General features: G+C 52.6%; 21 protein-coding genes and 1 pseudogene. 7 read left to right on the top strand and 15 right to left on the bottom strand.

The features are described from left to right. The first annotated feature begins 85 nt into the window (after positions 1-85). Complete coding sequence (gene acnA / locus L6H70_RS20155) at positions 86-2,830, top strand: aconitate hydratase AcnA (protein ID WP_236335867.1); 2,745 nt, start codon at positions 86-88, stop codon at positions 2,828-2,830. Positions 2,831-2,911: 81 nt separating this feature from the next. Here acnA and L6H70_RS28725 read toward each other — a convergent pair whose 3' ends face one another. Both L6H70_RS28725 and L6H70_RS20145 read right to left on the bottom strand, forming a co-directional pair. Further along, positions 2,912-5,137, bottom strand: coding sequence for a response regulator transcription factor (locus tag L6H70_RS28725; protein WP_279306777.1), 2,226 nt, complete (start codon positions 5,135-5,137; stop codon positions 2,912-2,914). A gap of 133 nt (positions 5,138-5,270) precedes the next feature. Next, on the bottom strand, positions 5,271-6,014 hold the full coding sequence (locus L6H70_RS20145) for an IclR family transcriptional regulator (protein ID WP_206103034.1): 744 nt from the start codon (positions 6,012-6,014) through the stop codon (positions 5,271-5,273). A 225-nt stretch (positions 6,015-6,239) separates the two neighbouring features. Here L6H70_RS20145 and L6H70_RS20140 point away from each other — a divergent pair, with 225 nt between their 5' ends. Both L6H70_RS20140 and L6H70_RS20135 read left to right on the top strand, forming a co-directional pair. Beyond that, positions 6,240-7,280: an alpha/beta hydrolase gene (locus L6H70_RS20140; RefSeq protein WP_236335866.1), complete on the top strand. Its 1,041-nt coding sequence runs from the start codon at positions 6,240-6,242 to the stop codon at positions 7,278-7,280. Positions 7,281-7,456: 176 nt separating this feature from the next. Beyond that, the gene (locus L6H70_RS20135) at positions 7,457-8,641 is read left to right on the top strand and encodes a Fe-Mn family superoxide dismutase (RefSeq protein WP_236335865.1); all 1,185 of its coding nucleotides are present in this window, start codon (positions 7,457-7,459) and stop codon (positions 8,639-8,641) included. Positions 8,642-8,779: 138 nt separating this feature from the next. Here the strand turns inward: L6H70_RS20135 and folE are convergent, their stop codons facing one another. From folE to L6H70_RS20105, 5 genes and pseudogenes are all read right to left on the bottom strand, one after another. Further along, positions 8,780-9,373 (bottom strand): GTP cyclohydrolase I FolE, encoded by a 594-nt coding sequence (gene folE / locus L6H70_RS20130; RefSeq protein ID WP_236335864.1) that lies wholly within the window; start codon positions 9,371-9,373, stop codon positions 8,780-8,782. A gap of 51 nt (positions 9,374-9,424) precedes the next feature. Then, positions 9,425-9,676 carry a YneF family protein gene (locus tag L6H70_RS20125; RefSeq protein ID WP_206103028.1) on the bottom strand — a complete coding sequence of 84 codons (252 nt, stop codon included), beginning with the start codon at positions 9,674-9,676 and terminating at the stop codon, positions 9,425-9,427. Positions 9,677-9,778: 102 nt separating this feature from the next. After that, a pseudogene (gene queG, locus L6H70_RS20115) lies at positions 9,779-11,540 on the bottom strand (tRNA epoxyqueuosine(34) reductase QueG). Positions 11,541-11,592: 52 nt separating this feature from the next. After that, entirely contained in the window at positions 11,593-12,210 is a 618-nt protein-coding gene (gene lepB, locus L6H70_RS20110) for a signal peptidase I (RefSeq protein WP_236335858.1), read from the bottom strand. A gap of 199 nt (positions 12,211-12,409) precedes the next feature. Next, on the bottom strand, positions 12,410-12,829 hold the full coding sequence (locus tag L6H70_RS20105) for a GNAT family N-acetyltransferase (protein ID WP_236335856.1): 420 nt from the start codon (positions 12,827-12,829) through the stop codon (positions 12,410-12,412). A 597-nt stretch (positions 12,830-13,426) separates the two neighbouring features. On the opposite strand from L6H70_RS20105, the gene L6H70_RS20100 reads away from it, so the two are divergent. Next, complete coding sequence (locus tag L6H70_RS20100; protein WP_054943040.1) at positions 13,427-14,035, top strand: superoxide dismutase; 609 nt, start codon at positions 13,427-13,429, stop codon at positions 14,033-14,035. Between the two features lie 444 nt (positions 14,036-14,479). Here the strand turns inward: L6H70_RS20100 and mutY are convergent, their stop codons facing one another. Together mutY and acpS are read right to left on the bottom strand one after the other, a co-directional pair. Further along, positions 14,480-15,718, bottom strand: a complete 1,239-nt coding sequence (mutY, locus tag L6H70_RS20095) for an A/G-specific adenine glycosylase (protein ID WP_236335855.1) — start codon at positions 15,716-15,718, stop codon at positions 14,480-14,482. Between the two features lie 53 nt (positions 15,719-15,771). Next, positions 15,772-16,188 carry a holo-ACP synthase gene (acpS, locus tag L6H70_RS20090; RefSeq protein WP_236335854.1) on the bottom strand — a complete coding sequence of 139 codons (417 nt, stop codon included), beginning with the start codon at positions 16,186-16,188 and terminating at the stop codon, positions 15,772-15,774. Positions 16,189-16,426: 238 nt separating this feature from the next. Here acpS and L6H70_RS20085 point away from each other — a divergent pair, with 238 nt between their 5' ends. After that, positions 16,427-17,260, top strand: coding sequence for an alpha/beta hydrolase family protein (locus L6H70_RS20085; RefSeq protein ID WP_236335853.1), 834 nt, complete (start codon positions 16,427-16,429; stop codon positions 17,258-17,260). 117 nt (positions 17,261-17,377) lie between these two features. Here the strand turns inward: L6H70_RS20085 and nadE are convergent, their stop codons facing one another. From nadE to L6H70_RS20070, 3 genes are all read right to left on the bottom strand, one after another. After that, positions 17,378-18,187, bottom strand: a complete 810-nt coding sequence (nadE, locus tag L6H70_RS20080) for an ammonia-dependent NAD(+) synthetase (protein ID WP_236335852.1) — start codon at positions 18,185-18,187, stop codon at positions 17,378-17,380. Between the two features lie 198 nt (positions 18,188-18,385). Then, on the bottom strand, positions 18,386-18,820 hold the full coding sequence (locus L6H70_RS20075; protein WP_236335850.1) for a BrxA/BrxB family bacilliredoxin: 435 nt from the start codon (positions 18,818-18,820) through the stop codon (positions 18,386-18,388). Between the two features lie 121 nt (positions 18,821-18,941). Further along, a complete protein-coding gene (locus L6H70_RS20070) occupies positions 18,942-20,612 on the bottom strand; it encodes a two-component system sensor histidine kinase NtrB (RefSeq protein WP_236335848.1) in 1,671 nt (556 codons plus the stop codon). Between the two features lie 210 nt (positions 20,613-20,822). Between L6H70_RS20070 and L6H70_RS20065 the strand changes: the two genes are divergently transcribed. Beyond that, complete coding sequence (locus L6H70_RS20065; protein WP_236335846.1) at positions 20,823-22,085, top strand: BaiN/RdsA family NAD(P)/FAD-dependent oxidoreductase; 1,263 nt, start codon at positions 20,823-20,825, stop codon at positions 22,083-22,085. 90 nt (positions 22,086-22,175) lie between these two features. Here L6H70_RS20065 and L6H70_RS20060 read toward each other — a convergent pair whose 3' ends face one another. The 3 genes from L6H70_RS20060 to L6H70_RS20050 form a co-directional block, all read right to left on the bottom strand. Further along, a complete protein-coding gene (locus L6H70_RS20060) occupies positions 22,176-23,471 on the bottom strand; it encodes an ABC transporter permease (RefSeq protein WP_236335844.1) in 1,296 nt (431 codons plus the stop codon). Continuing rightward, positions 23,468-24,199: an ABC transporter ATP-binding protein gene (locus L6H70_RS20055; RefSeq protein WP_236335843.1), complete on the bottom strand. Its 732-nt coding sequence runs from the start codon at positions 24,197-24,199 to the stop codon at positions 23,468-23,470. The genes L6H70_RS20060 and L6H70_RS20055 overlap by 4 nt, the downstream gene beginning before the upstream one ends. Before the next feature lie 72 nt (positions 24,200-24,271). Then, the gene (locus tag L6H70_RS20050) at positions 24,272-25,585 is read right to left on the bottom strand and encodes an MFS transporter (RefSeq protein ID WP_236335841.1); all 1,314 of its coding nucleotides are present in this window, start codon (positions 25,583-25,585) and stop codon (positions 24,272-24,274) included. A gap of 367 nt (positions 25,586-25,952) precedes the next feature. On the opposite strand from L6H70_RS20050, the gene L6H70_RS20045 reads away from it, so the two are divergent. Next, entirely contained in the window at positions 25,953-26,420 is a 468-nt protein-coding gene (locus L6H70_RS20045; protein WP_236335838.1) for a MarR family winged helix-turn-helix transcriptional regulator, read from the top strand. Positions 26,421-26,492: the final 72 nt, after the last annotated feature.

The following is a 26,492-nucleotide window of genomic DNA, read 5'->3' as shown; positions in this document are numbered from 1 at the left end:
TTTACTCTCCTCTATGTAACCGTTATACTTTAGATATACGCAATATGAAATGGAGTTTCATTAGATGAAACAAGGAGGCGCATTTATGCCAAGCAAGGACCATTTTTCGCTATCCAAGAGCCTGGTGTCAGGCGGCAAAACTTATCGCTACTATCATCTTAATTCCCTCGAAGAGCAAGGTGCAGGCGACATTTCCTCCCTGCCTTTTTCGATCAAAGTACTACTTGAAGCCGCTGTCCGCCAATATGACGGCCGGGCGATTACCGAAGAACATGTTAAGCAGCTGGCCGGCTGGTCCGGCGGCATCGACCGCAATAAAGAAATTCCGTTTATCCCAGCCCGTATCGTTCTGCAGGACTTCACCGGTGTTCCGGTCGTTGTCGATCTGGCAGCCATGCGAGACACCGTTAAGAAGGCAGGCGGCGATCCCAAGAAGATCAATCCGCTGGTGCCTGTAGACCTTGTTATTGACCACTCCGTAATGGTTGATGCTTTCGGGACTGCCGATGCACTCGATTATAATATGAACGTTGAATTCGAACGGAATGAAGAACGTTACCGCTTCCTGCGCTGGGCACAGACTGCGTTCAACAACTTCCGCGCTGTTCCGCCGGCAACTGGAATCGTGCATCAGGTTAACCTGGAGTATCTGGCTTCGGTTGCAACAACCAAAACCGTCGACGGTGAAACGGTAGTCTATCCGGATTCCCTCGTCGGCACCGATTCCCATACCACCATGATCAACGGCCTTGGCGTCGTCGGCTGGGGTGTAGGCGGTATCGAAGCCGAAGCCGGAATGCTGGGGCAGCCGCTGTATTTTGTGACACCGGATGTTGTGGGCTTCAAGCTTACCGGCAGTCTGGTAGAAGGTGCTACAGCAACCGATCTGGCATTGACCGTTACCCAAATGCTCCGTAAAAAGGGCGTAGTCGGCAAATTCGTAGAATTCTACGGTCCGGGTCTGGCCAACATCAGTCTGGCTGACCGCGCAACCGTCGCTAATATGGCTCCTGAGTATGGTGCAACAATCGGATTCTTCCCTGTTGATGATGAGACACTGGCTTACCTGCGCAGCACCGGCCGTCCGGATGAACTGGTTGAACTAGTCGGGGATTACTATAAGGCACAGGGCATGTTCCGCACTGCTGATACTCCTGATCCGCAGTTCAGCGACATTATCGAGCTTGACCTGGCCTCCGTTGTTCCGAGCCTTGCCGGACCGAAACGTCCGCAGGACCGGGTAGAGCTGACACACATGAAGGAGAATTTCGAAGGTATTATCCGCACACCGGTTGATAAAGGCGGATATGGCCTCAGCGATGAGAAGATTGCCGAGGTTGTTGAGGTACAGCATAAGAACGGAACCACCAGCAAGATGGGCACGGGAGCCGTTGTTATTGCCGCGATCACCAGCTGCACGAACACCTCCAACCCAAGCGTTATGCTCGGAGCGGGGCTGCTCGCCAAAAAGGCTGTAGAACGCGGACTCACCAAACCGGGATACGTGAAAAGCAGCTTGACTCCGGGTTCCCTTGTGGTTACCGAATATCTGCAGAAGGCTGATCTGCTGAAGCCGCTGGAAGCCCTGGGCTTCTACCTGGCCGGATACGGCTGCGCGACCTGTATCGGTAACTCTGGTCCGCTGCCGGACGAAGTGAGTCAGGCCATCTCAGAGCATGATATGACAGTAGCCGCTGTGATCTCCGGTAACCGTAACTTTGAAGGCCGCGTGCATGCCCAGGTTAAAGCCAACTATCTGGCTTCACCGCCGCTCGTTGTCGCTTACGCCCTGGCTGGTACGGTTAACATTGACCTGCAGACCGAGCCGCTCGGCTATGACCCGCAGGGAGAGCCTGTCTTCCTGAAGGATATCTGGCCAACTTCCGCTGAAATCCGCGAAGCAATCGGTCTCTCCCTGAGTCCGGAAATGTTCCGCCGCAAATATGAGAATGTCTTCACCGCTAACGAACGCTGGAATTCGATTCCTGTTCCGGAAGGCGAGCTGTATGAGTGGGATGATAACTCTACCTACATTCAGAACCCGCCATTCTTTGAGAATCTGGCTGACGGCATCGGCGATATCAAGGACATCAGCAATGCACGTGTGCTGGCGCTGCTGGGTGATTCCGTTACAACTGACCACATCTCGCCTGCAGGCAATATTTCCACTTCCGGCCCTGCCGGGGAATATCTGCGCGGTCACGGTGTAGAACGCGCCGACTTCAACTCCTATGGTTCCCGCCGCGGAAACCATGAGGTCATGATGCGCGGTACATTCGCTAACATCCGGATCCGCAATGCAGTTGCTCCGGGTACAGAAGGCGGCGTGACCACCTTCCTGCCAAGTGAAGAAGTCATGTCCATCTACGACGCTTCCATGCTGTACCAGTCGGCTGGACAGAACCTGGTCGTTATTGCCGGTAAGGAGTACGGCACAGGCAGCTCACGCGACTGGGCAGCCAAAGGCACGCTGCTGCTTGGTGTCAAAGCCGTCATCGCTGAGAGCTTCGAGCGGATTCACCGCAGCAACCTAGTCGGTATGGGCGTACTTCCGCTGCAGTTCCAGGAAGGCCACGGCTGGAGCAGCATGGGGCTGACCGGACGCGAGACCTTCAACATCACCGGTCTCGACAACAACGTGCTGCCGGGCCAGGAATTGACCGTCACTGCCACCCGTGAAGACGGCACACAGTTCGACTTCCCGGTCATTGCGCGGCTGGACAGTACCGTTGACATTGATTACTACCGCAACGGCGGCATACTGCAGACAGTGCTCCGCCAGATGCTGGCTGATGCTACAGCTTCGGAAACAGCACTGCCGGTGGAATAAACCTGCCTTAACCGCAATAGAATCAGAAATATAGAAACAGCCCCCGGCGCTCCTCTGTGAGCACCGGGGGCTGTTTCTATATTAAATCTCAATCCGTTCCGAGCTCAAAATCCGCTTGTAGACCAAGGCGATAATTTGTGATCGGTCAGTCACATTCATTTTAGTAAAGATACGGCTCAAATGGTTCTTGACGGTATGCTCACTAATGAATAGGGCGCTGGCGATTTCTTTGTTCGTCTTCCCGTGCACAATCAGCTCCAGCACTTCTTCCTCACGCGGAGATATGCCCCATTCTTCCTTTGGCAGCGTCAAGGCCGCACTGTCCAGCAGCCTTTTGCCGGCAATCACCCTTTTCTTCGGCGGTGAATCCTCATGAATCCGCAGAAAAGACTGAAACGAAGACAGCAGCTGATCCCCCACCATAGCAGTCACCGCAGAGTTCAGGCGGAACCTGGACGGATCGATCCATTTTTGCGGAGAACCTTCAAGCTGTTCTGGCTCGGCCTGTCCTCCGATATGGTGAAGCACAAGCGCCAGCACCTGAACAACTGGCGGCAAGACCGGTTTCTCCATTTCTGAATGGCAGGCTGGCAATTGGTCCACCTGTTTAAGCACCATAAGCTCAGGCTTGAAAAAGCCGTATTCCGCGACAAGCTCAATCCGGAACGGAGCCAGCAGACCCGCCAGCTTCACTTGTTCCGATTCAGCTTCTGAAAGGCCGAGGAAGCGGGCAAAGGTACAGGCCATGTCCGATACATCCAGCGAGAGATTCTGTAATAAGGAATGATTGCTCTGAAGAAACTCGCGTAAATTTCTCAGAAACAATTCTGACTGCTTCAAATATCTGGCGTCCTTCTCGATAAGACATATGGACGTCACGGCCAGGGCGGCAACAGTCTCCAACAGGGGCATCCACCGCTCTGCTTCTTCCCGCTGCCTGAATCCAACGGATAACACTCCCCTGAATTCATTCCCGGACATCAATGGACATTCAAGCAGGAGGGACCCCATGGCAGTCTCGTGGAAAATGGCTGACGACAGAAAAGATTGCGGTGAATAGCGGGCTTCCAGCTCCTGAATATAGTAGGCTTCAGACTCAGGCGTCCATCCTCTGGCGAAATATGTATTAGCAGGATATCCTTTATCCTGGAAGTATACCAGTACAGAAGACGGATAAAATGGCAGTCCCATCACTACATTAAGTATCTGTGCTCCCAGCTCTTGCAAAGATCCACTCTGCGGAAGCAATGCCGCCGCTTCCTTAAGCCATAGTGTACCTTCCTTGCATAGCTGCGCCTGGCGCAGCAGCTCTTCTCCCCGCTCTGAGATACCCAGAAGCGAAGCAATCATTCTCTCCTGGTGCCCGCTACCGCTCTCCAAACTGTTTCTTCCTGTGCCGGCTGTGAACATAAGGGCTCTTTTGCCCTTGTTAATCCGAACAGGATAACAAGATAGATATTCGGGCATTTCCAGTCCCAGTTGAGTGAAAAAGAGCGCTCTCGGATCTTTGGAAACTGCCTGCCAATGACGAGGCTCTTTACCTAGCGCAGCCTGACCCAAAAAGCCGTCCCCTTGCTGAAAAACCGCATTCAGCAGCAGACGGGCATCCTTTCCCGCAGCATACTTCACCTTGAATTGGCCTTCGTCCGTTTCTATGGCCAAGGCATACAAATCTCCCGCTGCCGTCTCGGCCAGCATCTGCAGTACTGCTTCAATATTCAGAAAATCTTCTTCCAGATTGCCCAGAAGCCGGGTCATAATCATACTGCTTCGTTCTTCCTGCGGTTTAACCACCCAGCCGGCAAACAACTTACACAGCAGACTGCCCAGAACCGTTAATTTCTCCCTGATTTCCGCTATCTGTTCCTGGCTATATTCAGGCATAGCAAGAAGCTCAGCATGTAGCTGCTTATATTCGGGGTAATGCTTCATTCGGGCCCCGAAAAGTTCCAGCACCTGTTCCTTGGCTCCCTGCTCCATGTAAAGTCCTGACCATAAATAGTAAGTCTGGCCATACCCCGAAACCAGCGGACTGACAACGTACTTCAACCCCGGAATCCACTCCTCCAAGACGGTAGGGTGTGAGATCGGGCCCAGCCGGTGCAGCGGCGGTCCAAAGGGCCGCTCGAATCCCTGCAGTGAAGCCAGCATTTCCCCGTAGAACTTTCCGGTGATTGTGGGACGGGTGATCATGTCCCCTTCCTGATCGGTAAGCACAATAGCCTGACTCATCACAGCACCAAACGTGTCTTGAAGCTGCTGAATCTCCTCCATCAAAGAATCGGGTATTCCCACTTTCATATTCATAGAATCACCCCATACCCAAAATCAACCGAAAACTCATAGATAGACAAATTCTTCATTTCCAATTTACTCCCACTTTACCTTTGCTTTACTTTTATTTACCCTCATCTTACGTTCCTATAACGGATAGTCTTGTTTAATCGATCATCAGGCCCATTTCGGCTGCATTTTCTGTCAGAATGGCCGCATATTGCTCCAGCGTCTCCCGGGACAGCCGACTGACCGGCCCCGATAGTGACAGGGCTGCCACCACCTTGCCGCTGCGTCCGACGATCGGTACGGCCACTGCAGCCGCTCCGGGTTCCCGTTCCTCGAAGCTGGTCGCATAGCCGCAGCGTGTAATTTCCTTCAGCTGCTCCAGATAGAGGCTTCGGTCGACCGCCTCCGGCCAGGAGGAGTCAGCCAGCAGACGCACCTGCACTTCAGGCGGCGCGTAGGCAGCCAGCACCTTGCTGGAGGCGCCTACGGACAGCGGCAGCCGGGCCCCAATCTGCGCTACGCGCCGGATTGCCTGACGGCTCTGAACCGCCTGGATGCGTACGCGCTCCAGGTCATCGCGCAAGTACAGGCTGACCGTCTCCCCGAGCCGGTCACGCAGCCGCTCCATTGCCGGGAGCAGCAGTGCCGCCGGTTCATCCAGTGTCGGCAGGTGGGTGGACAGTTCCCAGATGCGGATGCCGAGCCGGTATTTATCCGTCGCTTCATTGCGCAGCAGAAAGCCCTTCTCCTCCAGTGTCGTCAGCAGCCGGTGTACTGTGCTTTTATGCAGACTGATTTTGGCGGCAATTTCCGTCAGGCTTAAATCGCTCTCCTGTGTAAAGCAAAGCAATATATCCAGCGCACGTTCTACGGCGCGAACAGTCAATTTACGGTCCTCCACAGCGTTCTCCCCTTACCTGTTTCATTAAATGAAACCCGGTTACATTATTCTACATAATCAACTCTATCTTAGAGCAAAAGTCCAAAGAAAGTCCAGCATATTCACAGGTCCGGAAAAGCTTGGGTTCCAGTTTACAGTTAGATTACAAAACGAGCGAATTCATTGACTTTACCGGGTCATGACCCTACGATTAAACATATGAACTATTTTCTAGGAGTGGACGTTATGGATCTGGCAACTACACGAACTGGCACCCCGGTCTCCCGTAAGCCTGATAAGCAAAAGCCAGGTGCAGCACACCAGCTTTCTCTGCGGATGATTCGAGTTAAACATATTGTTGTAGCACTTTTATTGTCGATATTTTTCTTTTTTGTTTTCTGCTTCATTGCACTCCATGCCTACATCGCCTGGGTGCTGTCCAATCCGACGGTAGCCCCTCTTTATTCCACACCTATGCTCGCTAAAGGGCTGGAATATGAGGATGTGGCCTTCTCTGCACTGGATGGAAGCCGTACGATGCAGGGCTGGTACATTCCGTCCAAAGGCTCTACCAAGACTATCGTCTTCAGCCATGGGTATGGGGCCAACCGCGAAGAAACCTGGGTTCCGATGTATGACCTGGCACACTATGCGCACAGCCTGAATTTCAATGTCGTCATGTTCGACTACGGCTTTGCTTCCCAGACTAACAAGGACATCGCCACCGGCGGTAAAAAAGAATCCCAGCAGCTGCTCGGTGCCATCAAGTTCGCCAAAGAGAGGGGAGCCAGCGAAATCGTCGTCTGGGGCTTCTCGATGGGTGCAGGAACTGCACTCCAGGCGGGACTTGTGACGAAGGATGTCGATGCGATGATTCTGGACAGCACCTTCCTGCTGGAGCCGGACACGCTCTACCATAATATCAAGCAGAATATCAACCTTCCCCGCCAGCCTTCTCTTGAGATTATGGAAATGCTGTTTCCCGTGCTGAACGGTACAGGGCTGAATCAGATTCCCTACTCCAAGGTAAAAAAACAGGACTATGCCTTCCCGATTCTGTTCATGCACGGCACCCTGGATGATAAGGCACCTTATCCGATTGCGGAGGAGCTGGCGGCAAACCAGAGCAATCCGTACTCCGATTCATGGATTATAAAAGACAGCCACCATGAGCTGCTCTTCCGTGAGCATCCCCGCGAGTATCTGCGGCGTGTCTCCGCCTTTCTCGGCAATGTCCAGCTGGCCAAGTCTCAGGAGAACAGCCAGACTTCGACCGCAAGCAAATAATCGCTGGACCTTTAGGCAAAATAGCGCACAGAGTGTATTAAAAAATACGGCTCTGTGCGTTTTTGTTATTCTTTTTTGTCAGCTGGCGCTCCCGCCGTACCCTTTAACTCTCATAACCTCCCTTTTATGCTCATATACTTAAGCGTTAATGAATCATGACGGGAGGTCTGCCAGCAATGCTATATATCTACGGGCCGCTGCTGCCTGTGCGCATTCTCGAGGAAATTATTTTCTGGAAAACCCAGGAGAAGGAGCATACCGAGGTCATCAAAGCGATTGTTCCGAACCTGGAGGAGCCTTACGTCAGATTGCTGGACGAATGGGCTGTGGTCTTTGGAGCTACAGAGCAGGCCGCACGGCGGCTACTGGAAGCCTCGCTCGGCCCCTCACCTGCGGGACACGCAGGACTTGCCGCCGAAACGGAACAGCTGGTGCACACCTCCTGCGCCCAATCCCGCGAGTTCATCCGCCAGCTGAACGCCCTACGGGAAGCAAGCAAAGCTGTAAAGGCCCAGCCGCTTGCCGGAACAGTGCTCCTGCATATTATCCGCGAGTCGGAGTATTTCCTGGCTGTGCTGGGAACGCTGGGCACCCCGGGTCAGGTCACCGGACTCATGCGGAATGCAGCCGTGGATCAGCCAGTTCCCCTCCCCTCGGATAACAGGACGGACAGCCCGGGCGAGCAGGGGCAGGCAGGGCTCAATGCTTCGCTGCCCGAAGCCCGGGAAACGGGCAGTGTACCTATCGGCGGTCACACCTTGCCTCCGCTTCCCTATGCCTATAATGCACTGGAGCCGTACATTGATGAAAAGACAATGACTATACATCATGACAAACACCACAAAAGCTATGTAGACGGACTGAACAAAGCGGAAATTAAGCTGGCAGAAGCCCGCAAAAGCGGTGATTTTGACCTCGTTAAGCATTGGGAACGGGAGCTGGCCTTCAACGGTGCCGGTCATTATCTGCATACGATCTTCTGGAATGTCATGTCGCCTCAAGGCGGCGGACGCCCCACCGGAGCGCTGCTTGATGGCATTGAACGCAGCTTTGGCAGCTATGATGCCTTCAAGACGCAGTTCAGCGAAGCGGCGGCTAAGGTTGAAGGCGGCGGCTGGGCGATTCTCGTCTGGAGCCCGCGCAGCCGCAGGCTGGAAATCCTGACCGCAGAGAAGCACCAGAATCTGTCGCAATGGGATGTGGTTCCGCTGCTGGCTCTGGATGTCTGGGAGCATGCCTATTACCTTAAGCACCAGAGTGATCGGGCGGGCTATATTAAAGACTGGTGGAAAGTCGTCAATTGGCCTTACGTCTCTGAACGTTATGCCGCAGCCCGCAAGCTGGTGTGGCAGCCTTATTAAACTGACCGTGCCGCCGTCTCCGTTGTAGCTGCCTGAAAGAGCTCCGCTTCCCCGGCGGAACCCAAAAAGCCCGTCCAACACCGTAGTGTCGGGCGGGCTTCTTGGACTGATGCGGATCGGGTTTATGCCTTCTCCGCTCTATTCTTTAATCAAGGCCAGAAACTCTGCGCGTGCAGAAGCATCTTCACGGAAAGAACCTCTGGTCGCCATGGTTACCGTCTTGCTGCCAGGTTTCTTCACCCCGCGGGAGCACATGCACAGATGTTCCCCCTCCACAACTACCATCACACCATGCGGGCCCAGCACCTCTACCATAATGTCCGCGATTTGTGCTGTAATGCGTTCCTGCACCTGCAGGCGCCGGCTTACAGCCTCCACCAGCCGGGCCAGCTTGCTAAGCCCGGCAATATGTCCGCTTGGAACATAGCCGATATGCACCTTGCCGAAGAAAGGGGCCATGTGATGCTCACACTGGCTGTAATAGACGATATCTTTTACAATGACCAGTTCTTCATGAGACTCATCAAATGTTACACCGAGCGCCTCGCGGGGATCTATTGAATAACCGCCAAATATCTCCTCGTACATCCGCGTGACTCGTGCCGGCGTTTCCAGCAATCCTTCACGGCTGGTGTCTTCTCCGATTAATTCCAATATTTTCGCAACGTGGTACTCGATCTGCTCACGGTTCGCCGAAACTTTGCCGTTCACGTATTCCTTGATGCCTCCCATGAAGCCTCCCCCTTCCGTCCGGTTATCCTTATCTCATTTATCCGGAACCGTTTATCTGCCTTTGCGGCCCTGTTTTGATTTAGCAGCAGGAGCACGTCCAGGCTGATTATTGTTTTTGAGCATTTGCTGGGCACGCTGCATTTGCTTACCATTCAGGTTATAGCCCATTTGTTTTGCAACCTTTTGCAGCATTTCAGGATCATTCTGCATCGTTGTCATTTGTCTGCGCAGATAGAAAACACCAATGGCAAATCCGCCGATCAGACCTACGACAAGCGTAATAATAGGTAATGCAATATTCATCTAAAGTCCACCTCTGCACTCTTTTGTCGGCATTGCCCGATTGGGCACGCGATTCTATCATAGCATTTCAACAACCGGACAGCAATTGGTAAATCCCATGAGTTAAAAGAGATATATTCCGGTCTGGTCCTGTGCCGATTGCCCGGCTTCCAGCTCCAGCAGGCGGCTCTTAACAGCCAGGCCTCCGGCATATCCCACAAGCGCACCTGCGGCTCCGATTACCCGGTGGCAGGGCACGATTACCGGCACGGGATTACGGTTATTGGCTCCGCCGACTGCGCGCACCGCCTGCTGATTCCCGACCGCCAGCGCAATCTCTTTATAGGAAGCCGATTCACCGTAAGGAATCGTAAGCAGCGCTCCCCATACCTGCCGCTGGAACGGCGTTCCGCGCATATCCAGCGGCAGCGTGAATTCCCGCAGCGCTCCGGCAAAATACGCCGTAAGCTGATGTTTGGCTTCGGCAAGCTTCTCTTCATCAGGCCTTAATTCCACTGCCCCGACCTGCAGCTTGAGCCATTTATTCATACTCTCCCGGGTCTCTGCGAGTGACCCGAACTTGATCAGGCAGAGCCCCAGGTCTGTTGCACATAACGTCAAGGGGCCAATCGGCGATTCCAGCTCACCGTAATAAACCGCCGTCCGGTTGCTGGCCCCAGCCTCTGCAAGCTTATTCATCGGCTTCCTCCCCCCGGTTCAGCAGCTTATCCTGGGCCCAGACCAGCATCTCCCGCACCTCGGCAACCTCTTCACTCTGCAGCGCCTGTTCCACAGCTCCCAGCGCCTCCTTGCCGCCGATCTTTCCCAGCGCCCAGGCTGCGGTTCCGCGCATCTCCGGACGGGTTTCCCGCAGGACAATCTCCGTAAGCTTCGGAACGGCGCCAGCTTCCTTGAAGTTTCCAAGGGCAATAACCGCATTCCGCTGGATCGGCTTCTTACCGCGCCAGGCCGCCGAGCTCATGCCGAATTTCTCTTTGAATTCACGGTTACTGAGATCAAGAATCGGCAGGAGCAGCGGCTTTACAACCTCCGGATCCGGCTGCAGCTCGGGACGGTGATTCCAGCTCTTGCCCCGGTTTTTGGGGCAGACAATCTGGCAGGTATCGCAGCCGTACAAGCGGTTGCCGATCTTCGTCATGTATTCCTCGCTCAGGAACCCCTTGGTCTGGGTTAAAAAGGAGATGCAGGCCTGGGCGTTAAGCTGTCCAGGTCCAACCAGAGCACCCGTAGGACAGGCATCAATACATTTGGTGCACTCTCCGCAGCCATCCTCAACCGCGGCATCGGGAGGGAAAGGAATGTTCGTCACCATCTCCCCCAGATAGATCCATGATCCCCATTTCGGAGAAATAATCGCACAGTTCTTACCGCTGAAGCCGATTCCCGCCCGTTCTGCTACAGCCCGGTCCACCAGCACGCCGGTATCGACCATGCTTTCCATTACCGCATCAGGTACGCGTTCCCGGATGAAGCCTTCGAGCTTCTCCAGCGCTTCACGCAGCACATGATGATAATCACGGCCCCAGGAAGCCCGGGCGAGTATGCCCCGCCGCGCCCCGGGTTCCGACTTTGGCGGATTCTCCATTTTGGAGGGATAAGCTACAGCAATTGCGAGAATAGACAATGGTTCACCGGACTTCAGCGCCGGGACTGTCCGCTTATCCAGATCCGGTTCTTCAAAACCGGATTCATACCCCTTATCCCGGTGCTCCTGAAGAATGTTTTTCAAATATAGAAAAGGGTCGGCTGCAGCAAACCCGATATCGTCGATGCCAAGCTGCGGTGCCGCCGCCTTAATTTCAGCCTTCAGATGTTCCCACTTGGATAGCGGCGGGGCATATGCTGACTGCGCTTTGTTGTTCATTTCCGCCTTCTCCTTTACTCGCTTCTTATTTATACGGCCTAACTATCCGTTCTTACAATGTGCCCAGCTTAGACAGAGGCCACCAGATATACTCGGCCTTTCCAACGATGGATGACAGCGGGACAGAGCCAAAAAAGCGGCTGTCCTTGCTGGCTCCGGCATGGCGGTTGTCCCCCATAACAAAATAGTTCCCCTTCTCAACCGTCAGCGCCGGGAAATCGGAATCCTCAATCTGCGTATCAATATAAGGTTCATCCGCCAGTTCACCGTTTACATATAGCTGATGCTCTTTTACTTCTATAATATCTCCCGGGATCCCGATCACCCGCTTCACCAGATATTCCTTCCGGTCCGGCCCGGTACTGGGGTCATGGAGTACAATTACATCCCCCCGTCCGGGGGCTGCAAAGCTAAGGGTAATCTTATTAATGACCAGCTTCTCCCCTTCATACAGCGTAGGCTGCATGGAGTGACCTATTACAGTGGAGACATTGAACACAAATATATTAAGCAGGGACATGACTGCAAATATAATTACGGCTGTGATGAGCCAGTTCCTTAGTTCGATAATCCATTTGGGCCCCTGCCCTTTTCTGGAGCCGGTATGGGTGACAGAGCGGTATCTATGCTTGCGGCCACGCTTGAATTCCCCTTCAATTTCCCCGTTCATATGCCACCCTCTTGCCTCAAATGATAAATAAGGCCCTGCTGAAACTTTTGCCCGTAACAATAGAAAAGCATATCTCCCTGCCATTTGCAATGGACACCGGGAAGATATGCTTTAGTATAATGGAACAGACTATGCAAGTCGTCATAGTTCTCTATTCTAGTAAATGTTTCCGCTTTCGCCGCGCCGAAATCAAAGAAAGTTATCCGACGATGCTGAGCTTACGTACTGATTTGAAGATTTGATCCTCGTTATAACCCATTGCTTCATACAGCGGCAGTGCAAAGGCGTTATGCTCATCAACGGCTACAAAAATACCGCTAACCTTGCGTGCCTGGAACCTGTTCTCCATCGCCGATACCAAACTTCTGCCAATTCCTCTGCGGCGGTAATCGGGATGAATGGCAATACGGAAATAACAGCCATGGTTCTTCTCGATCGTACCAATCAGCGCACCAACAATTTCTCCTTCTTCCTCAGCAACTACAATGAGATCGGAATCCCAAGAAAGCTGCCTGGAGAAGGGCTCGATCGTGCTCTCGAAACATTCTTCCGATAATGCGGTCTGCAGCAATTCAGTCACAGGGGTAACGTCGCTTAATTGAAAGGAACGAACGTGCATTCTTTAAAATCTCCCTTTTCTATGGCTTAGAATTTAACAAAAAGAAGGAGTTCCCGTAACAGTAAACAAAGAAAAAAAAGCATAAGAAAAACCCAATGGATGATTTCGAAGAAGTTAACGGATCCATCGTCTGAAGAGATTTTTCTCCTGGTTAAAGAATTATTAACCGAATGTTAAGCGGCCCGAAACATCTTCAATGTTCAAAAATCGAGGAATACCTGCTTTTATCTCTATTAAAGCATACTTTTCTGGTGATATCACCATTTTTCTTTAGAAAGCGCTTTATATCAAGCGCTTTCATTGAACAACTTTACACAATTTCTTTATAAAGGTAACTTTTCGTGTATAAACGTTCACACTCCGGGAGAATCTATATTTTTAACATAGCGTTAACACTTCCGGTCAGGTAATAGAGGGATTTACTTTACAAACATTTATGTTTGTTTAATGTTGCATTATTGTTCCAGATACGGTTTAATAATAGTATCTTATTGGTTACATACCCTATAAGACGCATCGGACATAAGGGGTTTTGACGTCAAGACCGCCAAAATTCTTTATCATACAAATTCTAATAAACTCAGGAGGGATTTTTCCATGGCATTTCAATTACCGGCACTTCCTTATCCGAACAACGCTCTCGAACCGCACATCGACGCATTAACGATGGAAATTCACCACGACAGACACCATAACACCTATGTGACGAACCTGAACGCTGCTTTGGAAAAGGCGCCTGAACTGCAAGACAAGAGCATCGAGGAACTCCTCACTGACCTGAATGCAGTACCTGAAGCGATCCGCACTGCAGTCCGCAACAACGGCGGCGGACACGCTAACCACACCCTGTTCTGGGAAGTTATCGGACCGAACGGCGGCGGCGCACCAACAGGCGCACTCGCAGCAGCTATTGACAGCGAACTAGGCGGCTTCGATAAATTCAAAGAAGATTTCGCTACTGCAGCAACTACCCGTTTCGGCAGCGGCTGGGCCTGGCTCGTTGTTAAAGACGGCAAGCTGGCTGTAACAAGCACACCTAACCAGGACAACCCGATCAGCGAAGGCGCAACACCGATCCTCGGCCTTGATGTTTGGGAGCATGCCTACTACCTGAACTACCAAAACAAACGCCCTGATTACATCAAAGCTTTCTGGAATGTAGTCAACTGGGAAGAAGTCGGCAAACGTTACGAAAGCGCAAAATAAGGTTCCGCAGCCTAAACAGCTGCCGCCTTTTCTGGGCGCCTGATATTTCATAGCTTAAGCATAACGGCTGCACCGTCCGCTGAGGACAGGATGCAGCCGTTTTTGTGTTAATTCATAAATTAAATTTCAAATGGCCAGTCCAGAAGCATAGTCTAATTAAGGTGCGTGCCGATCTGTTGCACTTTCTGCAGCAGATATCCCTTTAATCGTCCGATAAACTGTTTCTATTGCACTTTGTACATTAGAAACATGTAATCCAGGTTTTTTTGCCCCCTAATCCCGAAATCTGTTGCACCAAATACAACAGAATGCAGTTCGTAATAGATTAATGTGAAATCTGTTGTACAAAGTGCAGTCATGAGGGTCAGAAAAGAGATCGGTTCCCTGCCTCTGACAAGGGCCTTGCCGGCATTAGTTCCCGGCAAGGCCCTCTTTTTGTTCAGGCTACTGTTGCTGCTCTGCCTCATCAAAGTAACGGTTCAGCAGCTTAAGGAACACATTCGGAAAGGCATAACTCTCCATATCCTCACGGTTGATCCAGCGCACTGCGCCGCCGTCCTCCGGATGCTCGCTGCCATCGGCAAAGAGCTCCACAGGCGGCTCCGCAGCCGCCGCATAGGGCGCCCGCGCTTCTGCCGCCAGCGGCAGCGCAAGGGCGTCCTCTTCTCTGCAGGTGTACACCTGCAGAGTCCACACAATATGGCTGAACGTATGCTCCGCAGCCGTCCAGTGCCCTTCAGGCCGGGCGAAGATCCCGGCCTGACGCAGGGACCGGCGCAGCCGGTCCAGCGCTGCCGCTTCCGGCAGCAGCGCGCCAGCAGCGCCGCCCTCCGCAGGCGGCGCCGGCCAATGCGGCAGCTCCCACATGCGGGCTAACAGCCCGCTCTGTGGCCGCTGCCGGATCAGCACCCGGCCGGCGTGCTCGCCGCTGCCGGTCACCAGGGCCGCCAGCCGCTCCTCGGGGCGCGGCGGCTTGGCCTTGGTCTTGACGGGCAGCGAGGTCTCGCAGCCCGCCAGGCGCGCAGCGCAGTGCTCCATCACCGGGCAGAGCAGGCAGCGCGGTGATTTTGGTGTGCAGACCAGCGCACCCAGCTCCATCAGCGCCTGATTGAAATGCGAAGCCTCCCCCTCCGGGATCAGCTCTGCCGCCAGGCGCTCCATCTTTACGCGGGTCGGTCCCTTGGCAATGTCGTCCTCCAGGAGGAAGTAGCGGGACAAGACCCGCATCACATTGCCGTCTACCGCAGGCTCAGGCCGGTTGAAGGCAATGCTGAGAATAGCTCCGGCCGTATAGGGGCCCACGCCCTTAAGCCCGAATACCGCATCGCGGTCATCCGGGACTTGTCCCCCGTACAGCTCCTTAACCTGCTGCGCCGCATGCTGCAAATTCCGGGCACGCGAATAATAGCCCAGTCCCTCCCAGCATTTAAGCACTTCTTCTTCCGGCGCATCCGCCAAAGACTCCACCGTCGGGAAACGCTCGATAAACCGGTTGAAATAAGGAATGACCGTGTCTACTCTCGTCTGCTGCAGCATAATTTCCGAGATCCAGATATAATACGGATTGCGGTGGCGCCGCCAAGGCAAGTCCCGCTTCTGCCCATGATACCATTCCAGCAGATGCGAGCTGAAAAACAACTTTACGTTCTGCTCCTGCTGCTCCTGTTGTTCATGCGTTGTCATCGTTTTTCTCCTTGCTTCTGTATTCTCTGTGTATCAATATTTTCTAGCTCAATCTATATAGACCGTTCTTTAGCATCCTCTATAGTCCACTCTACCACTGCAAACGTGGAAGCCAGCTCGCGGCTGTGGGTAATTGTAAGATGGATCCTATACTCCTGTTCCTTCATGCCCAGCCTGGACCAGGCTTCTCCCGAGAGCGACACACTCGGCTTGCCGGAGGCATCCGGCAGAATCTGAATATCCTGGAAGCCCACCTCGCGTCCGATGCCGCAGCCCAGTGCCTTAACAATAGCCTCTTTAGCTGCAAACCGGCCGGCAACGAATTCAGCGAGGTTGCTCTTTCGCCCCTCTGCCAGTACCCGTTCCCCCGGTGTGAGAATGCGCCGGATGAGCCTTGCTCCTGATTCTCTTGTCATTACAGCACTGATCCGCTGGATTTCCGCCACATCATGCCCGATTCCGTAAATCACAATCTCCGCTCCTTATGACGTTTGTCCTCAACCGCCTCAATCTGATATCTATCCTTTAAAGCTTTATTAATGGTATGATCTTCATGTATATTCTTGGTATATAGAATAGATTATAGTCTGAGATTCTTTCTGCTATCTTAAAAGAAAAAGCCGCCAAAGTCTATCGGCCTGGCTTCTTCCCCGCATCATGACCTTCACCGAGGAATCTTAATTCGATAGAAAAGAGGGGGTTCGCCCGATGAACCGCAATTTCGAATTGCCCGCCGGAGAAGATGCTGTTTTGCGCTGCTCGCATTTCCCTGCCCAGAATAAGGCCCGAAGCCTGATTATCATCGCACACGGCTACAAGGGGTTCAAGGATTGGGGAATGTTTCCCTACGTTGCAGCTTCGCTCAGCAAGGAGCATGAAGTAATCTCCTTTAATTTCTCCCATGCCGGAATCGGCGGGGATCTGCAGAATTTCACCGAGCTCGAGAAATTCGCCCGCAATACTTATAGCCGTGAAATTAAAGATATGGAAATTCTCCTCTCATATCTGAGCCAGCATCATAAATTCGGTGCTCTGCCTCTGTTCCTGCTGGGACACAGCCGCGGCGGCGGCGACAGTCTGCTGTACGCACTGGACCATCCGGATGAGATTGCCGGAGTGATCTCCTGGAACGGACTCACGAACCTTGATTTGTTCACAGATGAACAAAAATACGAAATGAAAACGCTGGGCCGGAGTCATGTGCTGAACGGCCGCACAGGGCAGCAGATGCCGCTTGATGCTGTACTCATAGAAGATCTGGAGCGCCAGGCCGACCGCTACGATATCCTAGAGCGGATGAAGTCAGCCAGCTTTCCGGCCGTCCTTATCCAGGGGACTGAAGACGGCGAGCGGCTGCGGCAGGGATCAGAGCAGTTAATTAAGCTCCGCCCAGATATCGAGTGGGTGCAAATCACCGGAGGCAATCATACCTTTTGCACGGTCCACCCGTTTAACGGACCAACTCCGCAGCTGGAGCAGGCCATTGCTGCTTCGGAGGCTTTTATCCAACATACGCTGGCATCCCGGAACAGCACTTTATAACCCGCTCTCAGAAGCCGCCAACCAAACAAAACCGCCGTAAAGTGAGCTGTTGCGCACTTCGGCGGTTTTTGCGACTAACAAAAGTGTTCTTTCTCACTATATCTTCTTTATCATTGGCTAAATACCCGGGATGACATTTCGCTTATGCGCGCTTCTCCGGTAATAGTTCTCCAGCTTTTCTGCAGCCTCCGGGCTGATCTGCTTGCCTTCCAGATAGTCGCTGTTCTCATCATAGGTGATACCCAGCTCCGTCTCATCCGTCTGACCCGGCCAAAGCCCCGCTGTCGGCGCCTTGGTCACGATCTCTTCCGGCACACCCAGATAGGCAGCAAGCTGACGTACCTGCCGCTTATTAAGCGAACTCAGCGGAGTAATATCAACGGCACCGTCGCCCCACTTTGTATAGAATCCGGTAATGGCTTCAGAAGCATGATCGGTTCCTACCACCAGCAGATTATTCTCAAAGGCGAGCGCATACTGCATCACCATCCGTGTTCTAGCCTTCACATTGCCCTTGCCCTGATGCGTAATATGGCGGTGCTGTCCCAGCGCCTTCAGGCTATGCTCTACTTCAAGCGCGATCTCATTAACGGCTTCCTCAATATTGGTCTCTACCTTGTGGGTCAGCCCAAACGCTTCAGCCACCGCATAGCTGTGCTCAATATCCTCCTGTTCCCCGTAAGGCTGGAAAACACCGAGTGTAATATATTCTTTGCCTTCCTCGGCGGTCAGCTCGTCCGTTGCCCGTTTGCACAGTCCTGCAGCCACCGCACTGTCTACACCGCCGCTGATTGCAATCAGCAGCCCTTTTGCACCAGCCTGCCGTACATAGGCTTTCAGGAAGTCTACCCGCCGCTCAACCTCTGCTTCTATATTAATAGCCGGCTTTACGCCCAAGGCAGCAATAATCTCTTCTTGCAAACTCACAACCATCCCCCGTTTCTGGTTTTTGCTTCTATGTTAAGAAGAAACGGCTTCGCCGTCCTCTCAGGGACGGTAATCGTTTCTGCGAAAAATAGAAGGAGTATTTATAGCGTAAAACATATAAATTCTTCTATGTCGAAAAAAATCCCGCCTGCAGCCGGACTGCCGGCCGCCGCGAGATCACGTAAACTTACTGATTATTTACTGGCACAGACGATTAAACACTTCTTTCAATTCAGCAGCGATTTCAGCAGCCGAGCGGTCTTCGACCCCATGACGCTCAATAAAATGAACGAGCTCCCCGTCCTTCATCAAAGCGATGGAAGGCGAAGAAGGCGGATATGGAGCGAAGTATTCACGTGCTTTGGCCGTGGCTTCCTTCTCCTGGCCCGCGAACACTGTGAACAGGTGATCCGGCAAAATTTCATTCTGCAAAGCTTGGGCTACACCGGGACGGCACTGGCCGGCTGCACAGCCACAGACAGAATTGATAACAACAAGCGACGTTCCCTTTGCGGTTGGAAGAGTGGCTTCCACCTCTTCTGGAGTTAACAACTCCTGAAACCCGATACTAGTCAGGTCGTCACGCATAGGCTGAATCGAATCCCGCATATATTGATTAAATGACATGGACATTCTTCTGCACTCTCCTTTGCCTTATAAAGTGTTTGTTCAGGCTGCATTACCGCAGCACTTACTAACTTTATTATACATACATACCCTGTGAAAGCAAGGAATGGCGGCTAATTCCGCGTCACTATCCCGCCCGGTTCTCTTCCGCTTCAAAAGGAAAAGCAACTGTAAAAACAGTACCTCTGCCAGACACCGAATCTACCTTGATTGTGCCGTTATGGCGCTCGGCAATACTTAAGCAGAGAGGCAGGCCAAGGCCTGTACCATGACTTTTAGTTGTAAAAAAAGGGGCAAATAAATTTCCGAGTTTATCTTGCGGAATACCGCTTCCTGTATCCTTAATCATCAATTCAACCTTATTGCCATTCATTCGTGTCTCCAATGTGAGTACTCCCTTGGCCTCCATCGCTTCCATTCCGTTGCGGGCCAGATTAAGGATCAGCTGCTTGATTTCCCTGACATTCAGCTTAAGCAGCGGCAGCGAAGGATTTAAGCTAAGCTCAACACTCTGGCCGCGCAGATTGGCGTCCGCCCAGATGAGAGGACCAAGTTCTTCTATTATAAGATGAAGCTGCACCTCTTCTTTATCCGAGATCCGGCTTTGAGCCAGTGACAGAAAATCATTAATAATTCCGTTGGCCCGGTCCAGTTCATCCATTACGATCTGATAATAGGAATCAAGCTCCCCGGGGCTTTTCTCTCTCATGAGCTGTAAGAACCCGCACACCACCGCCATGGGATTGCGGATCTCATGAGTGATACCGGCCGCCATCTGCCCTACCAGAGTCAGACGCTCCACATGGCCCAGCTCGGTGCGGATATTCTCTTCCTCCGTCACGTCCTGAACAATCATTACTACTCCGTCCGGAGGTTCTGCACCTTGCTGGAGCGGGGCGATATAGATTTGATAAGTATAGCTGCCGCACTTTATTTTGGCATTGGAGCGCTGTTTGTTGTAGAAGATTTCCTGAAGCTGGCCATAGGTCTGCTTGTCCACGCTGTCCCCGAACAACACCGAAGCCGGCCGGGAAAGAATCATCTCTCTGGTGAAATGGGGATAATGCCGTCGGACCAGCTTCAGCATGAATTCATTAAGCTCTGTTATATATCCACGTTCGTTCATTGACATTATATTCAGCTGTACGATATCAGTAACCTGCTCCAGCTTCTTCGATTCCCACATGAATCTCTCAGAGATCCCTTTCATCTTTTCCTTAATCTGAACCTTATCCCAAGCGGTTTCGATAAAGTAAACCAAAAGACCGCCGATCAAAAGCGTAGTGAACAGATAAAGCGTAACCAGAATGGATTCGGGTGAATAGGTCTCAAATGCACGAACCCCCTTCATTTTGGGAACCAGGACTATGAATAGCATACTAGGGAACAACACGACCCATAGTATAATTATTTTCTCCATAAGCTTAACTTCTTTAAAGAGGCGCGCTAAGCCGAAAAGCAGCGGATACATCAGGATGCCTGTATCAATGACCATATAGCTGAGTCCGGATGGCTCCGAGAACAAAGCCGTGCTCAGCAAAAAATATCCGGCCAAGCATAATCCGGAACGGCTGTTGCCATATAGAATACCTATGTATGCCGGTAAGATCGCCAAATTCAAATAAACTTCCCCGACTAATGTCGTTGAGAGGATTGTACTGAAGGTAATACTAAATGCACAGCCAATAATCAAAAATGCCTGATCATCGGGAAAACGCCGGTTTCTGCGGGCCGTCAGGCCTTTATCCATCCACCATTGAAACAGAAATAAAAAGGAGCAGGCTGCCGATATTTGCAATAAGATATCCTTTACCGCATTAATAATTGCAATCCCTCCCAGAGTGTGACATTTTTCCTTTCCTTTAAGATTAAAACACAGCCAGACATTTCTGACAACGATAACTGCAAGACGGGGCAGCTGCTCTGGATACGCCCTGCCGTAGGTGGTATGATTCCGTTAGCAGAGATAGAAGTCCGCACAACCTCAAGCATATAAAGGAGAAGATTCATGAGCAACTATGATGTAATCGTCATTGGAGGCGGCCCCTCCGGGCTGATGGCCAGCGTAGCCGCAGCAGAGCACGGCGCCTCCGTGCTGCTGATTGATAAAGGGGGCAAGCTGGGCCGGAAGCTGGGAATCTCGGGCGGCGGGCGCTGCAACGTCACCAACGTTAAGGAAACCGCAGAGCTGATCGCCCATATTCCCGGCAACGGCCGGTTTTTGTACAGCGCATTCGATCATTTTAATAACCGTGATATTATCGAGTTTTTTGAGAACCTGGGGATTGCCCTTAAGGAGGAAGACAACGGACGGATGTTCCCTGTATCCGATAAAGCCTCAAGCGTCGTCTCTGCACTCATTGGCAAGGTCCGGAGTCTCGGCGTACAGATAATGACCAACAGTCCGGTGCGGGAAGTGCTCTATACGGAAGGTGCCGTGCAGGGGGTACGGCTGGAATCAGGACAAGCCTTCGGCGCTGCGGCCGTGATTATTGCCACCGGCGGTAAATCTGTACCACAGACGGGCTCCACTGGAGACGGCTATCCGTGGGCTGAGGCAGCGGGACACACGATTACGGAGCTTTTCCCGACAGAAGTACCCATCGTGTCACGCGAGGAGTGGATCAAGTCTGGGGATCTGCAGGGGCTATCCCTGCGCGATGTGACACTTTCCGTCTGGAATCCCAAAGGCAAAAAGCTCATCTCCCACCGCGGAGATATGATCTTTACCCACTTCGGGCTGTCCGGTCCGATTGCCCTGCGCTGCAGCCAGTTTCTGCGCCAGGTCCAGCGTAAAACGGGAACCGATGCCGTGGAGTTGTCCATTGACCTGTTTCCCGACCACCAGCCGCAGGAAGTAGAGTCACAACTGCTGCACAAACTCGAGCTTGAGCCTAAAAAAGCGATCCGCAACTCACTGAAGGGGCTGCTTCCCGAGCGCCTGATACCGCTTCTGCTGTCCAAAGCCGGGCTGGACGGGGATCTTACCGGCCATCATCTGCCCAAAAGCGGACTGCAGTCTCTAGCAGCCCTGCTGAAGCGGATGCCTGTTATTGCACACGGTACCCGTTCTCTGGCCGAGGCCTTTGTAACTGGCGGAGGCGTCAACCTGAAAGAAATCGATCCAAAAACCATGGAATCGAAACTCACCCAAGGCCTCTACTTCTGCGGGGAAGTACTGGATATTCACGGATACACCGGCGGCTACAACATTACCGCCGCCTTCTCCACAGGCTATACTGCAGGCAAGCATGCTGCCGGACATTTGTAGCCGTTCAGGCTTGACTGCCCCTGTAATTTTTCAACAAAAAAAAGCGTTGCTTGCGCAGGATCGCAGGCAACGCTTTTTAGATGAGACAGCTTAATGCTCTGTCAGGCGGATAGTGCTATATATTCGTGAAATGAAGACTCCCAGGCCATAGCCCAAGGGTACAAACAGCAACAGTCCTAGCCATCCATACAAAGGAATAAACACCACTGCGGAACACACCACAGTATAGGGAAGGATCAGAATTTTAATCGCCTTTGAGCCGGCTTCAGCCTTTTGTGACTTAGTAAACGGCAGGATGCCGATGTAGTCATCTCCGGCAAAGAGCAGCCAGAAGGAACTCAGCCAGTAGCACATTAATAAAGTCAACACTATGAGCAGGATCCACCTCAGAAAGGCCGGAGCAATAAATAACGCCCCCATGGATACCCCTGTGAATGCAAAATACAGCTTCAAATGCGCCGGATTGCGTACAAGCGCTTTGATTCCCGCCGCCGTGAAGCGGCTTTCGGGCAGCGTCGAGGACAACAGCGGCTGCGATTTGCGGAAGATCCAGGGTCTGTACCGGGTGGGACGAGGCTTATCAAGTACTCCCCGCAGCAGGAGCCCTGCGATTCTCATGCGCTGCTTATAGTCTTCACGCACATCGCTGAGAAAGGTCCCGCGCAAGCGAAGACGGTACCGGACCGCCCATACGGTCACCGCCGCGTACACAGCTGCGGCAGCGAGCAGCAGTAGCGGGCTGTTCTCCCAGAGGAGAGCCAGCCGGATATAGATTCCGGAAGGTACAGTGACTGCGGGAATCAGCCACAGCCAGCGGCGGAAGCCCTGGCGCTGCACTTTGACGACATGTCCTAGCAGCTTGACGCTCCAGCCGGCGGTTATGGTAAGCAGCAGCAGCGATCCGGCTGCTCCAGGGCTTAGGCCGTAGCCGCGGATTATAAAGGGCAGCAGAACGGCGAAGACAGCAGCAATTTTCAGCGTGGTAACAATAAGACTATAGATTATTCCGCGGAGCAGGATGCTATTAATCCAGTTTTGCCGCTGCCTGAGAAACAGCAAATCGCCTTCCTGCAACAGCAGTACCATTCCCCCGGTTACAAGCAATATGGCAAACAGCAGAGGAATCATCATAAAGGGGAGGAACGAGGTCCAGGCAGGCATGTCCCCTTTCCAGAATCCGTAATAGAAGCGCCCTCCCAGCAGGCCGCCAGGGATGATGATATAGAGCAGCACTGTCCAGTCCGCTGCGGTCCGGATAATCGCAGACTGCTCGCGCCAATGCGAGAACAGCCGCCGCCGGAACAGACGCGGACCCGTAGGGAACGCGTAGGCCGATCTGCTTTTCGGAGGATTACTGTGTATTACCGCATTATTCCGTCCGCTCATGTTAATTCGTCGAAGCAATCAAACAACGACCCCTCCGGCAAATCCGCGATGTCCCGGATCTCCTCCAATGTGCCTGTTGCTGTCATTCTCCCTCCGGAAATCAGCACGAAGCTGTCGCAGATTTTCTCAGCGGTATCCAGCACATGTGTAGACATGAGCACGCCTGCACCGCGTTGCCGCTCCGCCTCCAGCAGCCGAAGGAAATCCTTCGTGGCCCGGGGGTCAAGTCCGATAAACGGCTCATCCACGATGTACACATCCGGCTGGACCAGAAACCCGAGCATCAGCATCATCTTTTGCTTCATGCCCTTGGAGAAGCCTGCCGGCAGGTCGTCGCGCACATTGTCCATCCCGAATTGCACCAGAAGCTTCCCTGCGGTTGCCTCGAACTTATCATAGGGCAGTCCGTACGCCGCAGCTGCCAGATCCAGATGCTCCCAGAGTGTCAGATCCTCATAAAACACAGGCTGTTCCGGCACATAGGCGTAGGACTTGTTCTCTCCGCCAATCGTTACCTTTGCTTTGGCATGCTTGAGCAGACCGAGCAGCGTTTTGATCGTCGTGCTTTTCCCGGCTCCATTCGGGCCGATCAAGCCCAGCAGCTCACCCTGGCGTACCTGGAAGGATATTCCCGATATCCTGTTATCTCCTGCTTCGTAACCGGCCTCATCAATGAGAACCTCCAATACGATTCCCCGTTCGTCCTCCAACTCATCTATCTCTTCCATACAGCTTTCCATCTCCTAATGTTGAATACCCATTGTCCCGAATCGAATCTGGGCTTTCTACCATTATACGAACTATGGCTGAGATACTTCAAACATTACTTGTGTGTCCAGCCTTCCCGCATTGTCCCTGTTCTCGATTCTGCTGCGCAGCATCAGCATTGCAAGGCCTAGCAGCGCGGCCAGTACACCCGAAAGAATGAATGCGGAAACCGGTCCCGAGGCTGTCACAAGTGCGCCACCGGCTACAGGGCCAAGAATAACCGCTGCGCTGGTCAGGCTGTTGACCGTCCCAAATACCCGTCCCGTGTACGCTTCCGGTGTTCTCCGCTGCAGCATCGCGTAAAACGGGATAAAGACCAGGCCTGCCCCCGCTCCCGCGGCCGTAAACGAACTGAACAGCATGATATTCATCCACAGACCTGCTTCTCCGTATGCCGTTACCAGCGCTGCGGCTGTAAATACTGAACCCATAAGGATCGCACCGGCACTCATAAAAAGCAGCGGCCGCTTGCCCATCCGGCTGGAGGCAAGGGCTGAGAGCAGCGTTCCCAAACCGCTCGCCGCCAGGCACCAGCCCAGCAAATCCCCGCTGATTCCGGGAATACCCCGGAACAGAGTCACCGTCTGGGAATCCGCAATCTGCAGTACCAGCAGTACCGTTACAAGCATGACCACCCCGCCCAGCACCGCAGGCATTCCGGTAATTATCCGAAGTCCGCTGCTCACTTCCCTGCGGAAGGAGTTGCGGCCCTGAAGTTTCTCTGACGTATCTGTTCCTCTGTCCGTCCGGTATTTCCCGGCTTGCGGCACCGCCAGCAGAATGACTGCAGAAACCAGATAGGTAGCCGAGTCCAGCACATAGCAGGCCGAGATCCCAAAAGCCGCAACAAGCAGACCGCCAAGCGCGGGGCCGATGATTTTGGTAATTTGCTCAATAGATGAGCTGAGGGCAATGGCTTGATCCATTTGCCCGGAAGGCACCAGTTCTTTGAGCTTCCCGCTTTTGGCCGGGGAGAACAGTACATCCAGGATCCCTTTGGCGATCAGCAAAAGGTAGACCTGCCACAACGAACCGGCAAATACGAGGCAGGCTACAATCCCCGCACGCGCAAGATCCGAGCCGATCATGATCGCTTTGTGGTCCATTTTGTCACTTAAATATCCGGCCAGCGGACCGCCGAGCAGCATAGGCACGGCCATGCACAGTGAGATTGCTGTAATCTCCCAAGGTGTAGCCTGCCACTTCAGGCCGACCATCGTCAGCAGCGCAAGCAGATGCAGCCAATCCCCTACATTGGAAATAAGCTGCGCGGACATCAGCAGCATAAACGGCCGGTTTGCCGTCAGCTTCTCTGCCTGCACCACATCGTTGTTAGATTTCTTCATCCTTTTCACCACTCCCTGCCACTATTCCTTATTTGTAATTTATAGTAAAGGAACTCGCGGCTCCCTTCATCAATCCCCGGTTGTAACTATGTGCGGTGCCAGAGACTGAAAAACTCTTCAATCTGCAGGCGGATAGCCAAAATGGCCTTCTTTTTTCACAAAATTTAAGCACCGTCAAAAAATTGTTTGATTTTTAATAATTAAAAGTGTGCTCATTGTGACAAATCACATGTTCTTCATCCATTGTTTGACGTATTGTAAAGTTATCTTAAGTTTTACTGCACCTACGAAGCGTGCATACGGGCAATGATTCCAAATTTGCGGGGAAACCCACACAATTAACGATAACGATAGAGGGTGGAGAAGCATGATACAATCCTATGAACGCGATACTCAATTAACGCTGCATTTGTACCGGGTTTTTGCCAAGTCTTTCAAAAGCATCAACGAGCATGCCGTTACCGGAAGCAAGATTGAAGGCTTCAATCCGACAGCATTCGCTGTGATGGAGGTTCTCTACTATAAGGGACCTCAGCCGATTCAGCAGATCGGTGCCAAACTGCTGCTGCAGAGCGGCAACGTTACTTACGTGATTGACAAGCTCGAAGAACGCGGATACCTGCACCGCAAACCTTGTGCGAATGACCGGCGTGTTATTTTCGCTGAGCTGACAGCAGAAGGCGAACAGTTGATGAGCGAGATGTACCCGAAATATTCAGAACGCCTGCACCTGGCTTTCAGCGGTCTGAACGATGATGAGAAAGAACAGATGATTATTCTGCTGAAGAAGATGGGTCTCCAAGCGGAGAAGCTCTCGCCGCTGCCCCGCAAGTAGGATTGGCAGAGCAGATGTTGTGAATCTATTCACTATCTTTTGAAGACTTAATTCCTGATAATACAGAAACGG

It is taken from the genome of Paenibacillus auburnensis (genome assembly GCF_927798115.1).
Taxonomy (GTDB): Bacteria; Bacillota; Bacilli; order Paenibacillales; family Paenibacillaceae; genus Paenibacillus_AQ; species Paenibacillus_AQ auburnensis.
The sequence above is the reverse complement of the archived record's forward strand: the minus strand, read 5'-3'. Positions and strand labels throughout refer to the sequence as shown.